Source organism: Granulicella sp. 5B5 (assembly GCF_014083945.1).
In the GTDB taxonomy this organism is placed as follows: Bacteria; Acidobacteriota; Terriglobia; order Terriglobales; family Acidobacteriaceae; genus Granulicella.
Genome location: NZ_CP046444.1, coordinates 725,150 through 738,103, shown reverse-complemented (window position 1 = coordinate 738,103; position 12,954 = coordinate 725,150). Strand labels below are relative to the sequence as shown.

Here is a 12,954-nt window from a genome sequence, read left to right as displayed (position 1 = left end):
GATAGGGCTTAAGCGAGGTCAGTCTTCAGACGATCCAGATACGCGCGCAGAACGTGCTGCTGCAGGAAGTAGTGGACGAACTTGCCGTCCTTCTCCGAGCGTACGAGGCCGGCGGTCTCCAGCTCCTTCATATGGTGTGAGAGTGTGGCTGCGCTGACGTCGACACTCTCGCGGATGGTGGAGCAGGGCGTGGCGCAACGCTGGCCACCGAGCTTTTTGAGGATCTCGTAGCGGCGCGGGTCGGCGAGTGCCTTGGCGATCAGCTGGAGCTGATCTTCGGTGAACTCGGGTTGTTTCGCGTTCGTCACAGCCATTGGATGCGTCAACCTGCCAGATAGAACTCTGCGATATCGAGGTCGCCTGGCTGGGTGACCTTGAAGTTGCGGACGTGGCCCTGGACGACGAAGACCGGGACGCCGGCACGTTCGAGCAGGCTGGCCTCGTCGGTGCCTACGAACTCGTCGGCTGCGGCTTCGGAGAAGGCCTTGCGCAGCAGCGGGACGCGCGCGCCCTGTGGGGTCTGCGCGAGCACGATCAGCTCGCGGGGGATGGTGGCGACGATGAGCGCGCCGTCGGCGGTGCGCTCGACTTGCTTAATCGTGTCGATGGCCGGGGTGCCGACGATGGCCGCGCCGTGCTTCTCGATGGCGTCGATGGTGCGCGAGATGGTGGCTGAGTCGATCAGCGGGCGCACGGCGTCGTGGACGAGGACGATGTCGTCCTCCGCTGTGCTGGGCAGCGCGGCGAGCGCGTTGGCAACGGAGTCCTGGCGCGTGTCGCCTCCGGTGACGACGGTGACTTTGCCGGAGAGGCCGTGCTCGGCGATGAGGTCGGCGACGCGCTGCTGCTCGGCGTCGCGCACCGAGACGTAGATGGCCGAGACGCGCGGCACATCCAAAAACGCCTGCAGCGAGTGGATGAGGACAGGCAGCCCTTTGAGCTGGAGAAACTGCTTGGGCGCGCCACCGGTAGTGGAGGCCATGCGGGTGCCGATTCCGGCGGCGGGAAGGATTACGAAGACAGACATCGGATACGCAGTATAGCGCGGGGATGGGGCGAGGCAGTAGTGAGTAGTGGGTAGACCGGAGTGAAAGGCAGTAGACCGGAGTGGTAGATCGTATCGTCTGCTCGGCTTTCACGACACTCCTCTTCAAGGGTTTTCACTACTGTCTACCCACTACTCACTGCTGTCTCGCCCCGTTACTTGCAGCCGGTCTTGAAGACGTACTCGTTGTGCAGAGTGAAGCCGAACTTCTCGTAGATGGGCTTGCCGAAGCGCGAGGCGTGCAGGGTGATGAGGCCGACGCCCCTGGCGCAGCACTCGTCGATGGCGGCGCGGAGCAGGACCTTGGCGTAGCCCTGCCCGCGGTCTTCGGGCGCGGTGTAGAAGTTGAGCAGGTACGCGCGGGTGGGCTCTGGGTCGTGGTAGTGCGGCGGGAAGTCCATATAGAAGATGCCACAGGCGGAGACGACCTGGTGGGTCGAGGCGTCTTCTAGCAACAGCCCGACGTAGCGGCCGTCGGCGAGACGTTCGCGGACCCAGGGCAGGAAGTTGGTGTCCATCTCGGCGTAGCGCTCTTCGGTGGCGAGCTTGTTGTCGGCAAACATCTGGTGGCGGTGCTCGGTGATGAGCTCGGCGTCTTCGACGGTGGCGCGGCGAATGGTGTTCATAGGCTGAGTATCATGGCAGCGAACGGGGGCGGCTGGCAAGGCTTTGGCGGAAGAAAATCAGCGCGCGTGGACGCGGTCAGACAAGCTGCCGCCGGTCGCCTAAGATGGAGAGATGGCGGTAAATAAACCATTTTTGGCATGGGACCGGCAGCTGCTGCGGGCTGGCGACCGGGTTTGCGTGGCCGTCAGCGGCGGGGCGGACTCGACCGCGCTGCTGCTGGCGCTGTTGGAGGCCAACGCCGAAAAGACGCCGCTGGGCATCGTGGTCAGCGCGGCGCACGTGCACCACGGCCTGCGTGGGGCCGACGCCGATGCCGACGAGGCCTTTGTCCGGGAGCTGTGCGAACGGCTGCAGGTGCCGCTACAGGTCTTTCGCGTGGATACTGCCGCTCGGCAGGCTGCTGAGCGCGAGGGGCTGGAGGAGGCCGCGCGCGAGCTGCGCTATGACGCCCTACGGGGGCTGCTGCGGCAGGGGCTGGCCGATGCTGTCGCCACGGCGCATACCCTCGACGACCAGGCCGAGACAGTGATGATGAAGCTGTTGCGCGGCGCGTGGACGGAGGGGCTTGGCGGCATCTCGCCGGAGGTAAAGGGGTCGGGGGTAAGGGATCAGGGATCAGAAAGCGGCAGAGTGATTCGGCCTCTGCTGGGGGTGCGCCGTGCGGAGATTGAGTCGTTTCTCAACAGCCGGGAGCAGGGCTGGCGCGAGGACGCGACGAACCGGGATCTCTCGCTGACGCGGAACCGGGTGCGGCATGAACTGATGCCAGTACTGCGCGGGTTTAATCCATCGGTAGACGACGCACTGGCGCGGCTGGCAGCCATCGCTCGCGACGAGGAGAGCTACTGGCAGGCGGAGGTTGCGCGGCTGCTGCCGCAGGTACTGTTGCCCGGCAAGCCAGTGCGGGGCGGTGGCAGGGCTGTCAGCACGGCTGTCGGCGAGCAGAGCTGCGCTGTGGAAGTCGCGCGGCTGGCGGCTATGCCTGCGGCGGTCCGGCGGCGCGTGGTGCGGGCGCTGGGCAGGGAGGTTGGTTCGCGGCTGACTGCCGAGGAGACCGCGAAGGTGCTGGCGCTGGCGGGCTTCGGCGGGGTGGCGGGGGTGACGGGCAGGATCGGCAGCCGGCTGGAGCTGCGCGAAGGGCTGCGGGTAGAGCGCTCCGCCCGCGAGCTCCGGTTCTGGCGGAACGGTGTCTAAACGGGTGGCGGTGTCGCGCAGTGGAACTTGCAACAGGGCCCGCGTAGCTTGCCAAGGCTCTCCTTACTATTTTCCGTGCCTTAATCGATAACGGAGAGAGTAAAATTGTATCGACTGGCGCAGTACAGGTTTGCGGGGAGACGGAAGTTCGCTTGCACCTTCCAGCTGGGTTTGGCGTCTAAAAGGTTGTACCTGCGGGTGGTTGCCGCAGACAGTGCGGTCAGGGGGACTCCGCTGAGGCGGCGTTTCAGACCGGCTGGGGTAGAGGAAACGAGGAAGCGGATTGAATTCGACAGTCAAACAACTCTTGATCTGGGTACTGACCCTGGGCTGCCTGCTGCTGGGATGGAAGTTTGTTGCCACCAACATGGCCGCGAACCACAATACGCAGCTCAGCCTGACCGACATGCAGAAGTCTGCCGAGAGCAACGGCATCAAGTCGGTGACGATCAACGGGACTGAGGTGACGGGCAAGTTTACCGATGCCAGCAAAGGCACGTTCACTACCACGATCCCGCAGAACGATCCCGACCTCTACAAGGACCTGAAGGACCACGGTGTCGATGTCACCATCAAGGACCAGCAGGGAAGCATCTGGGTCAACGCCCTCTTCCAGTTTCTGCCGTTCGTGGTGCTGTTCGGCTTCATCCTGTTCATGATGCGGCAGATGCAGTCGGGTGGGAACAAGGCGCTCAGCTTCGGCAAAAACCGTGCGCGTCTGCTTTCGATGCAGCAGAAGAAGATCACCTTCAAGGACGTCGCCGGTGTGGACGAGGCGAAGGAAGAGCTGAAGGAGATCATTGAGTTCCTGCGTGAGGCGCAGAAGTTCCAGCGCCTTGGCGGGCGCATCCCCAAGGGCGTGCTGATGGTCGGGCCTCCGGGCACCGGCAAGACGCTGCTGGCCCGCGCTGTGGCCGGTGAGGCGAACGTTCCGTTCTTCTCGATCTCCGGTTCGGACTTCGTCGAGATGTTCGTCGGCGTCGGTGCGAGCCGCGTCCGCGATCTGTTCGAGCAGGGCAAGAAGAACGCCCCGTGCATCATCTTCATCGACGAGATCGACGCCGTTGGCCGTCACCGTGGCGCTGGCCTCGGCGGCGGACACGACGAGCGTGAGCAGACCCTGAACCAGCTTCTTGTCGAGATGGACGGCTTTGAGTCCAACGATGGCGTGATCCTGATTGCGGCTACAAACCGGCCTGATGTTTTGGATCCTGCCCTTTTGCGCCCGGGCCGTTTTGACCGCCGCGTCGTGGTCGATCGCCCTGATATCCGTGGCCGCGAGGAGGTGCTGAAGGTGCACTCCAAGAAGGTGCCGATGGCTGAGGACGTGAACCTGAACATCCTGGCTCGTGGCACACCGGGTTTCTCCGGCGCTGACCTTGCGAACATGGTGAACGAAGCTGCGTTGACCGCTGCGCGCTTCAATCGCAAGGCCGTGCACATGTACGACTTTGAGGTCGCCAAGGACAAGGTGCTGATGGGTGCCGAGCGCAAGAGCATGATGCGCAGCCCCGAAGAGCTGAAGATCACCGCGTATCACGAGGCGGGCCACACGCTGGTTTCGGCGTTGCGCGACCACTCCGATCCGCTGCACAAGGTAACGATCATTCCGCGCGGGATGGCGCTGGGCGTCACGGTCTACCTGCCCGAAGAGGACCAGCACACCGTCACCAAGGAGTATCTGGAGACGCGGCTGGCGATGATGATGGGCGGCCGGTGCGCCGAGGAGATCTTCCTGCAGAAGATGACCACGGGCGCTGGCAATGATATCGAGCGCTCCACCGAACTGGCACGCCGCATGGTGTGCGAGTACGGTATGAGCTCGCTTGGGCCCATGACCTTCGGCAAGAAGGAACAGGAGGTCTTCCTGGGACGTGATATCGGTCAGTCGCGAGACTTCTCCGACGACACCGCCAAGCAGATCGACGCGGAGATTCGCCGCTTTGTGGATGAGGCCTATAAGTCCGCTTACGAGCTGCTGGACAATAACCACGACATCATGCACCGCATGGCGACCGCCCTGCTGGAGCGTGAGACGCTGGATGCCGCGGAGATCAAGCTGATCATTGCCGGGCAGGACCTGCCGCCGATGAAGTCGTCGCTGGCCTCGGCCGATGGCGATGGTGACGTGCAGAAGGTGCTGAAGCCGGAGACGGGCCGCAAGACGGGCTTCGGCGAAGGCCACGTGCAGGCATAAAGACACAGGCATTAACCAACCGGTGAGAAACAAAGCGAGGGCGGCCCGATTCGGGTCGCCCTTGCTGCTTGCACGCGTTCTTTATTGGGCCGGCTGTGCTCCGCCAAACATCCGCTGCCCTAGCCGCTTCAGCCGCACGCTGATCCAGCGCAGGCTCAGCAGCAGGACGACGATGCCCACCGTGGCGATGCTCCCGGCGACATAGGGATGATGCGTCGCCAGCCATGTCAGCGAGATGGCTGCGACGTCCTCGCCCGCCGACAGCGCGATGTTTGAGACGGGTTCAGGGCTGGGCGTCACGAGCGCCCGCGCGGCGGTCTTCGACGTGTGCGCGAGCGCAGCGATCGACGCACCGAGAGCGGCGGCGAGCAGCTTCATCTCCGGCGAGAGGTTGGAAGCGGCCTGGTAACCGATCAGCGCGGCCACCGGGATGCGGATGAAGGTGTGCGCCGCGTTCCAGAAGAGGTCGAAGGCGGGGATCTTGTCGGCGAAGACCTCCACCGCGAAGAGCAGGCTGGCGACGAAGATCACCCAGGGGTTCTGCAGCGACTCCAGCCCGCCGGGCAGCGCCACCCAGTGAAAGTGCGCCAGCAGCCCCAGCGTGGCGACCGTGGCATAAACGTTCAGTCCCGCGGCAAAGCTGGCGGCGACGACGAGGGCAACGATGGAAGAAGGCGTAAAGTTCATGCGATTGTCTCCATTTTGGGGCCCGTCGAAAAAGAGTACCGCAGCCTATGCCGGGCTGCCGAACGGGCGAACGAGGACCTGCATCAGGCTCTCGCGATAGGTGATCGTGTGGTGCGGTGTGAACCCGCACTTCCCAGCCACGTGCAGGGAGGCAGCGTTCTCAGGATGGATCAGGCAGGCCGCCTCGCTGGCGACGAACCGTCCGTCTGCCCAGGCGAGGATCGCCTTCACGGCCTCGGTGGCGTAGCCGCGTCCATGCGCGGAGGGCGAGAGTATCCAGCCAATCTCCGGTGTCTCGCCCAAAGGCGGCTCAATCATTCGCTGGTAGTTGAAGAGGCCAACCTCGCCGACGAACTTGCCGGTCGCGCGCTCCTCCACCAGCCATGATCCGAACCCCAGCAGCGACCAGTGCCCCGCATTGCGCAGCAGCCGTGCCCACAACTCCTCTGCGGTGTTGGGCTTGCCGCCGATGTAGCGGACTACGTCCGGATCTGCCCAGAGCGTGCAGTACACAGGGAAGTCGGCCAGCGTGTGGGCGCGCAGGCGCAGGCGGGCGGTCTCCAGGGTGGGTGCTTCCCGGTCGGTTGGCGGGGTGCGGAGCATGGCCACAGTCTATCGCTGTAGCGAAGCTGTGGATCGCAGTGGGCATTTCGCTGCCGGCAACGGTACTCTGGAAGCATGTTCTTTTTGCGGATACGCGTGGTGATGGCGGCAATGCTCTGCTGCCCGGTGGTCTCGGCCTTTGGACAGACGGCGAAGCCTGCAACGCCGGCACCTCAGGCCTCGGCGCAGAAGCTCGTGACCACTCCCGGCCGGGTGCGTCCGCCGGACGTGCTGAAGCCGCCTACCGAGGATGACCTGCTGCGCGGCGCCTACGGGCCTTACCGTGCCAACAACGACCTGCTCTTCTATCACCTGAAGCTGCGCGTCGACCCTGACACGAAGAGCATCGCCGGCACCAACCTTGTGCGCTTCCGCATGCTGCAGGACGGCCAGAAGATCCAACTCGAGCTCACGCCGGAGCTGACGCTCGACAGCATCACCTGGCAGGGCAAGGCGCTCACCTATACGCGCCAGCAGCGGTCGTTGTTTATCCAGTTTCCGCAGACACAGCCGAGGGGCAAGGTCGAGGAGATCACCGTCGCCTACCACGGTCAGCCGGTCACGCAGGGTCGCTTTGGCTGCTTCTCCTTTGATAAGGACAAGGAGGGCAAGCCCTGGATCACGACTGCCTGCGAAGAAGAGGGCGCTAGCGTCTGGTGGCCGAACAAGGACCAGTGGCGCGACGAGCCGCAGGACGGCATGCTGATCGACGTCGCTGTGCCCAATGGCCTCATCGACGTGTCGAATGGCCGCGCTGAGGGCAGCACGCCGCTTGGCGATGGTTATACCGAGTGGCACTGGCATGTGCACTATCCGATCAACAACTACGATGTCGCGCTCAACATCGGCGAGTTCCAGCACTTCGACGGCGTGCACATTAACAAACAGACCGGCCAGAAGACTACGCTCGACTACTACGCGCTGCCCGAGGACCTCGACAAGGCGAAGGTACAGTTCGCGCAGGTGCCCGAGATGCTCGATGCCTATGAGCACTACTTCGGCGAGTATCCCTTCGACGAGGACGGCTATAAGCTCATCGAGGTGCCTTACGCGGGCATGGAGCACCAGTCGGCGGTGGCCTATGGTAACCACTTTACGAATGGTTATTATGGGCGCGACTGGACCGGCGTCGGCATCAGCATGAAGTTCGACTTCATCATCATCCACGAGAGCGGGCATGAGTGGTTCGGCAACGCCATCACGGCGCGCGACCGCAGCGACATGTGGATCCACGAAGGCTGGACGACGTACATGGAGGTACTCTACGTTGAGTACCGCTGGGGCAGGGCCGATGCCATCCGCTATGTGAACGGTCTCAAGCCCAAGGTGCAGAACGAACGGCCGATCATTCCGCCGCGGTTCACCAACGCCGAGCCGCCGCAGGACCAGTACTTCAAGGGCGCGCTTATGTTGAACACGCTGCGTTCGGTGATTGGCGACGACAAGAAGTGGTTCGCCGACATCCACGACTTCTATCAGCACTTCAAGTATCAAACGATCATGACGGAAGATGTCGTCTCGTGGTGGAACCAGCGTGCGGGCACCGGCAACGGCGGTATGGACCTGACGCCGTTCTTCAATCAATACCTGCGGCACAAGGACATCCCAACGCTGGAGCTGAGGTTCGGTTCCGCACCCGGGCAGGTTGAGTATCGCTGGAAGGCTGACGAGCCTGCGTTCGCGATGCCGATTGAGGTCGGCGATCCGCAGCACTGGACGAAGGTGAAGCCCGTGACGACGGAGTGGAAGTCGATGCCGTGGGCAGGCACGCCGCAGAGCTTTCAGGTCGCCACCGATCTCTACTATGTCAATGTGGTGAAGGAGTAATCGTGCGCAAAGCATTCAGCATCGCGGCGTTGGTGTTGTGTCTCGGGCTCGCTGGCTGCGACTACCACACAGTCGGCTCGGCGACGCACATTCCCGCGGATGTGCAGACGCTCTCGGTGCCGATCTTTCAGTCGCGCGTGCAGGCCTTCAATACGGAGACGGCATTTACCGAGGCTGTCGTCCGCGAACTGAACACTCGCACGAAGTATCGCATCCTGCCAGGTGACAAAGGCACTGCCGACGCCACGCTGCGCGGCACCATAGTCTCGCAGACTGTAACGCCGCTTACCTACGACCCCAACAGCGGCCAGACCTCGAGCTACCTCGTCAGCATCACTGCGCAGGTCCAGCTCATCGCGCACGATGGCACCGTGCTCTACCGCAACGACACGATGGCCTGGCATGAGCAGTACCAGTCCACCGAGGACCTCTCCGGCTTTGTGCAGGAGGACGGCGCCGCCATGCGCCGCGTTTCGCGCGAGTTCGCCAAGGCCCTGGTCAGCGACATGCTGGAGAGCTTTCAATGAGCACGGCGCAGACTTCGGGATTGAAGAGTTTTGCCGCCGCCGAGCGTTTTCTCGCGGAGGTGAGCGGCGATGCTCGACGGCCTGGCTACGTTCTGCTTGGCGACGAAGCCTTTCTCTACGAAATCTGCCGCAAAGGCGTGCTTGCAGCTCTGGTGCCGGACGATATGCGCGACTTCTGCCTGCATGACCTCGACCTCGCCAGCACCAGCATCTTCGATGCACTCGACCTCGCGCAGACGCCTTCGCTGATGGCACCGTTCCAGGTGCTCTTCATCCGCAACCTCAAGCTGCTCTATGGCCGTGGCCAGAAGAAGGATGAATTCGCCGTGCTGGATGCATACTTTCGCAGCCCCAACCCGCAGGCGCTGCTCATCTTCGTCGCTGACCACATTGCGCTGCCGCAGGACCTGCGCCGCATGGACATGACCGACAAGGAGCGCGTCGAGAAGATCCGCGAGACCCTCGGCGATAGCTGCGGCATCGTGGAGCTGCAACGCGTCAGCGAAGACGACGCCATCAAGTGGGTGCTGCGCGAGTCGAAGGCAAAGGGTGTCGTCTTCACGGACGACGCTGCGCGCGAGCTCGTCGACGCCCTCAGCGCGGACATGCTTACCATCGCCAGCGAGATGGAGAAGCTGCTGCTCTATGCGGGCGCGATGCAGCGCAACACGGTTGAGCTTGCCGACGTCGAGACGATGGTCTCTGCCGCCAAGCAGCGCAGTCTCTACGAGCTCACCGATGCCATCAGTCAGAAGGACGCCCCGCGCGCGCTTGCGCTGTTGCACGGCCTGCTCAATGCCTCCGACGGTGGCGAAGATGCGGCCATCGGCCACGTCTTCATGCTCGCCAAGACCTACCGGCAGATGCTCATCTTGAATGAGAAGCAGGTCAAGGACTCGCGCGCCATTTGGCAGGTGTTGTGGCCGGGCTTCCGCGTTGCGCCCTTTGCGGCCGATGCACTCATCGCGCAGGCGCGCCGCTATCGTGACCGCAGCGACCTCACGCGCGGCCTCCGCGCCATCGCCAAGGCCGATCTCGAGCTGCGTTCCAGTCCGCCGGACAAGCGCCTTGTGCTGGAGCGGCTGGTAATGCGGTTGGCGGGTAAAGCCACGGAGTCGGAACTCGAAGCCGTTTCGTGATCGCATCGTTCCGCTTAGTGCGGAGAGAGGACTCTGCGCTTGCCCATCACCGCCGGCGATGGCGCGGAGGGGACCGTGGTCGGGTCGCTTTCCCGCCCGGCATCCGGCAGCGGTAACGTCACACCCGCTGTCGTAATATAGTTCGCTGCGGAGGGGACGGTGACATCGATCGCATGTTTGCCTGGTGTGAAGTCGTCGGGCCGTGGAAACTCCAGGATGTAGCGTGCGCGCACCAGCGCAACGATGTTCTCCATGCTTCCCGCCAGCTGGTTCGCCGGCGTCGTCAGAATAATCCCACCGGTCCCTTCGCAGAGTGCAAGGTACACGTTTTCGCCCACGGAGCGGTTATTGAAATAGAAGCCTGCCTCCATCACTGCATGCCCCTGATAACCTGTGTCGCCGTAGAAGTGGATCAGGTCGCGCAGTCCGAAGATCGCCACGCTCTGGTTGGTCGCGTATTCCTTGAGGGCGTTCCAGGTGTTGGTGCTCTTGCGGTCTCTGCCGCTGCTGATGAGCAGCAGCACCTTGCGGCCGGGTTGGTTGGAGAGCGCTCGCACTACCTGCGCGGCAGCGTCCCACAGATGCACAGAGTGCTCGCACTTTGGTGTGTTCCCACCGCCGTGAAGCACAGACGACGAGAGCGCGGCGTGGACCATGAGCCTCATGTTGTCATCTGTAGCCGGTGCCCATTGGCCGACGCGGACCAGCGTGCAGTCCACTGCAAACATGGAGATGCGATCTCTTGCCGTGAGGGAAGCCTCGGCGGCCTTCGCAGCGTCTTCTGCCAGGCGCGCCAGCAGCCGTTTTTCACCTCCGCTTGCATCGACCAGCACGGCAAGCGAGATCGGTTCATCGCCTTCGATGTGCATCTTGGTCGGATGAAAGGCGGGCCCTGAATCGAGCCGGATAAAGATGTGGTCCTTTGCCAGCCCAGAAACCGGCCGGAGATCTCCGTTCAGGATCAGCGCCGGCACCTGCACCAGGTTGGCGTACACATGCAGCACGTAGGGCTTCGGAGGCGTCGCCGTAGCGGGTGCAGGCTGCTGCGACCAGCCCAGCGTGGCCAGCATCCCCCACGCGACAACGCCCGCCTTCAACCGGCCACTCCACATGGCAACGAGTATGCCAGAAACAGGGCGATACAATCTCTAAGTGATTCTCGGAGGGTAGGCATGAAGGTTTTTCGTCGCGTATGGGCGGCCTGTGTGATGGTGTGCGCTGGGGCAAGCATGGCTGCGGCACAGCAGGGTAGCCAGATGGCAGAGTTCCTGAAGGCGCACTACGAGAAGCACGAGTACCGCATCCCCATGCGCGACGGCGTCAAGCTCTACACGCAGGTCTACACGCCCATCGCCGGTGAGTTCGAAGACAAAGGGCCCTATCCCTTCCTGATGACTCGCACGCCCTACAGCTGCGGCAACTACGACAACGATGTTGTGCAGCCGCGCGTCACCGGCAACATGACCATGCTCAAGAGCGGTTACATCCTCGTCTGCCAGGACGTGCGCGGCCGTTGGGAGAGTGAAGGCAACTGGGTTGAGATGACGCCGCCCGTCTACGACGCCAAAACCGGCCACGGCATCGACGAGAGCACGGATATGTCCGACTCCGTCGACTGGCTGCTCAAGCACATCTCCGGCAACAACGGCAGCGTCGGCATTATGGGCATCAGCTACCCGGGCTTCTACACTGCGGCCAGCATCATCGACGGCAATCCCGCCATCAAAGCTGCCAGCCCGCAGGCGCCGATGATCAACCTCTTCGATGGGGATGACAGCTACCACGGCGGCGCATTCATGCTCGCGGCCAACCACTCGTTCTATGCGCCGTTCTATCGCCCGCAGAAGAACCCTCTCAAGGTCGAGCCTCCCAACGACTTCAAATTCTTCACCAAGGACGCCTACCAGTACTACCTGCAGATGGGCACGCTCGCGCACCTCGACTCACCCGCCGGCGGCACCAACCCGCTCTATCACGACCAGACGATCCACGATACCTACGATGCCTACTGGGTCGCGCGCAACATGGAGCTGCACATGACCGGGGTGAAGGCCGCGGTGATGTTCGTTGGCGGCTGGTTCGACGCCGAAGACCTCGCCGGCCCGGTGAAGGGCTTCCATGCTGTCGCGAAGCTCAGCCCGGACGCCGCGGCAGACACGCTCGTCGAAGGCCCGTGGGTGCATGGAGGCTGGGCTCGCGGCACCGGCGCCTCGCTCGGTGACATCCGCTTCGGCTCCGAGACCTCGGTCTTTTATCAGCAAAACATCGAAGCACCCTTCTTCGCGCACTACCTCAAGGACGCTGCGTGGACCCCGCTGCCCAAGGCCTACACCTTTGAAACAGGCACCGATGTCTGGAAGAAGTACGACGCCTGGCCGCCAAAGCAGGCTGCGACGAAGACGATCTACTTCCAGCCCAACGGCGGCCTTAGCTGGACCGCGCCGACCGAGAGTGCCAGCAAGGACTCCTACGTCAGCGATCCCGCGCACCCTGTGCCTTACGTCGGCTATGTCTCCGAGGCCGACCCGCCGCAGCGCTACATGGACGACGATCAGCGCTTTGCCGCCACGCGCCCCGATGTGCTCGTCTACGAGACCGCGCCGCTCACGGAAGATGTCACCATTGTTGGCCCCATCAAGCCGCGCCTCAAAATCGCTTCCACCGGCACCGATTCAGACTTCGATATCAAGCTTATTGATGTTTATCCGAACGACTTTGAGTATCCCAATGAGGGAGCCGATCAGGGCAAGCACGTGACCGCAGCGCCACCTGTGATGATGGGTGGCTACGAGATGCTGGTGCGCGGCGAGCCCTTCCGTGCCAAGTTCCGCAACTCGCTCGCGAAGCCCGAGCCGCTGGTGCCCGGCAAGATCACCGCGGTCGACTACTCGATGCAGGACATCAACCACACCTTCCGCAAGGGCCACCGCATCATGGTGCAGGTCGCCAGCTCGTGGTTCCCGCTTACCGATCGCAATCCGCAGGTCTTCATGGACATCGCAAAAGCGAAGCCTGAAGACTTCCACAAGGCTACCGAGACTGTCTTCCACCAGGCCGACGCTGCCAGCGGGATCGAGCTGATGGTGATGCCCGCGAAGTAGCGTTGCA

At 63.1% G+C, this 12,954-nt stretch carries 12 protein-coding genes; 6 read left to right on the top strand and 6 right to left on the bottom strand.

The window, feature by feature from the left end:
- Positions 1-8: 8 nt before the first annotated feature.
- From GOB94_RS03265 to GOB94_RS03255, 3 genes are all read right to left on the bottom strand, one after another.
- Positions 9-314 (bottom strand): metalloregulator ArsR/SmtB family transcription factor, encoded by a 306-nt coding sequence (locus GOB94_RS03265; protein WP_182277486.1) that lies wholly within the window; start codon positions 312-314, stop codon positions 9-11.
- 8 nt (positions 315-322) lie between these two features.
- Positions 323-1,027 carry a 2-C-methyl-D-erythritol 4-phosphate cytidylyltransferase gene (ispD, locus tag GOB94_RS03260; RefSeq protein ID WP_182277485.1) on the bottom strand — a complete coding sequence of 235 codons (705 nt, stop codon included), beginning with the start codon at positions 1,025-1,027 and terminating at the stop codon, positions 323-325.
- Positions 1,028-1,200: 173 nt separating this feature from the next.
- Positions 1,201-1,671, bottom strand: a complete 471-nt coding sequence (locus GOB94_RS03255; RefSeq protein WP_182277484.1) for a GNAT family N-acetyltransferase — start codon at positions 1,669-1,671, stop codon at positions 1,201-1,203.
- A gap of 112 nt (positions 1,672-1,783) precedes the next feature.
- On the opposite strand from GOB94_RS03255, the gene tilS reads away from it, so the two are divergent.
- On the top strand, positions 1,784-2,866 hold the full coding sequence (gene tilS / locus GOB94_RS03250; RefSeq protein ID WP_182277483.1) for a tRNA lysidine(34) synthetase TilS: 1,083 nt from the start codon (positions 1,784-1,786) through the stop codon (positions 2,864-2,866).
- 283 nt (positions 2,867-3,149) lie between these two features.
- The gene (gene ftsH / locus GOB94_RS03245; RefSeq protein WP_182277482.1) at positions 3,150-5,063 is read left to right on the top strand and encodes an ATP-dependent zinc metalloprotease FtsH; all 1,914 of its coding nucleotides are present in this window, start codon (positions 3,150-3,152) and stop codon (positions 5,061-5,063) included.
- An 81-nt stretch (positions 5,064-5,144) separates the two neighbouring features.
- Here the strand turns inward: ftsH and GOB94_RS03240 are convergent, their stop codons facing one another.
- Positions 5,145-5,750: a DUF4126 domain-containing protein gene (locus GOB94_RS03240; RefSeq protein WP_182277481.1), complete on the bottom strand. Its 606-nt coding sequence runs from the start codon at positions 5,748-5,750 to the stop codon at positions 5,145-5,147.
- A gap of 45 nt (positions 5,751-5,795) precedes the next feature.
- The gene (locus tag GOB94_RS03235) at positions 5,796-6,353 is read right to left on the bottom strand and encodes a GNAT family N-acetyltransferase (protein ID WP_182277480.1); all 558 of its coding nucleotides are present in this window, start codon (positions 6,351-6,353) and stop codon (positions 5,796-5,798) included.
- Positions 6,354-6,428: 75 nt separating this feature from the next.
- Here GOB94_RS03235 and GOB94_RS03230 point away from each other — a divergent pair, with 75 nt between their 5' ends.
- From GOB94_RS03230 to holA, 3 genes are read left to right on the top strand one after another with little or no spacing between them, the layout of a single operon-like run.
- A complete protein-coding gene (locus GOB94_RS03230; RefSeq protein ID WP_255484193.1) occupies positions 6,429-8,180 on the top strand; it encodes a M1 family metallopeptidase in 1,752 nt (583 codons plus the stop codon).
- Between the two features lie 2 nt (positions 8,181-8,182).
- Positions 8,183-8,707: an LPS assembly lipoprotein LptE gene (gene lptE / locus GOB94_RS03225; protein ID WP_255484192.1), complete on the top strand. Its 525-nt coding sequence runs from the start codon at positions 8,183-8,185 to the stop codon at positions 8,705-8,707.
- Complete coding sequence (gene holA, locus GOB94_RS03220; RefSeq protein ID WP_182277479.1) at positions 8,704-9,846, top strand: DNA polymerase III subunit delta; 1,143 nt, start codon at positions 8,704-8,706, stop codon at positions 9,844-9,846. The genes lptE and holA overlap by 4 nt, the downstream gene beginning before the upstream one ends.
- Positions 9,847-9,860: 14 nt before the next feature.
- Here holA and GOB94_RS03215 read toward each other — a convergent pair whose 3' ends face one another.
- Positions 9,861-10,943: a hypothetical protein gene (locus GOB94_RS03215; protein WP_182277478.1), complete on the bottom strand. Its 1,083-nt coding sequence runs from the start codon at positions 10,941-10,943 to the stop codon at positions 9,861-9,863.
- 75 nt (positions 10,944-11,018) lie between these two features.
- Between GOB94_RS03215 and GOB94_RS03210 the strand changes: the two genes are divergently transcribed.
- On the top strand, positions 11,019-12,947 hold the full coding sequence (locus GOB94_RS03210; protein WP_182277477.1) for a CocE/NonD family hydrolase: 1,929 nt from the start codon (positions 11,019-11,021) through the stop codon (positions 12,945-12,947).
- Positions 12,948-12,954 lie beyond the last annotated feature (7 nt).

Coding starts and splice junctions, on each gene's coding strand:
- GOB94_RS03265 (WP_182277486.1), bottom strand. CDS start 314: ATGGCTGTGACGAACGCGAAACAACCCGAGTTCACCGAAGATCAGCTC.
- ispD (WP_182277485.1), bottom strand. CDS start 1,027: ATGTCTGTCTTCGTAATCCTTCCCGCCGCCGGAATCGGCACCCGCATG.
- GOB94_RS03255 (WP_182277484.1), bottom strand. CDS start 1,671: ATGAACACCATTCGCCGCGCCACCGTCGAAGACGCCGAGCTCATCACC.
- tilS (WP_182277483.1), top strand. CDS start 1,784: ATGGCGGTAAATAAACCATTTTTGGCATGGGACCGGCAGCTGCTGCGG.
- GOB94_RS03240 (WP_182277481.1), bottom strand. CDS start 5,750: ATGAACTTTACGCCTTCTTCCATCGTTGCCCTCGTCGTCGCCGCCAGC.
- GOB94_RS03235 (WP_182277480.1), bottom strand. CDS start 6,353: ATGCTCCGCACCCCGCCAACCGACCGGGAAGCACCCACCCTGGAGACC.
- GOB94_RS03230 (WP_255484193.1), top strand. CDS start 6,429: ATGTTCTTTTTGCGGATACGCGTGGTGATGGCGGCAATGCTCTGCTGC.
- holA (WP_182277479.1), top strand. CDS start 8,704: ATGAGCACGGCGCAGACTTCGGGATTGAAGAGTTTTGCCGCCGCCGAG.
- GOB94_RS03210 (WP_182277477.1), top strand. CDS start 11,019: ATGAAGGTTTTTCGTCGCGTATGGGCGGCCTGTGTGATGGTGTGCGCT.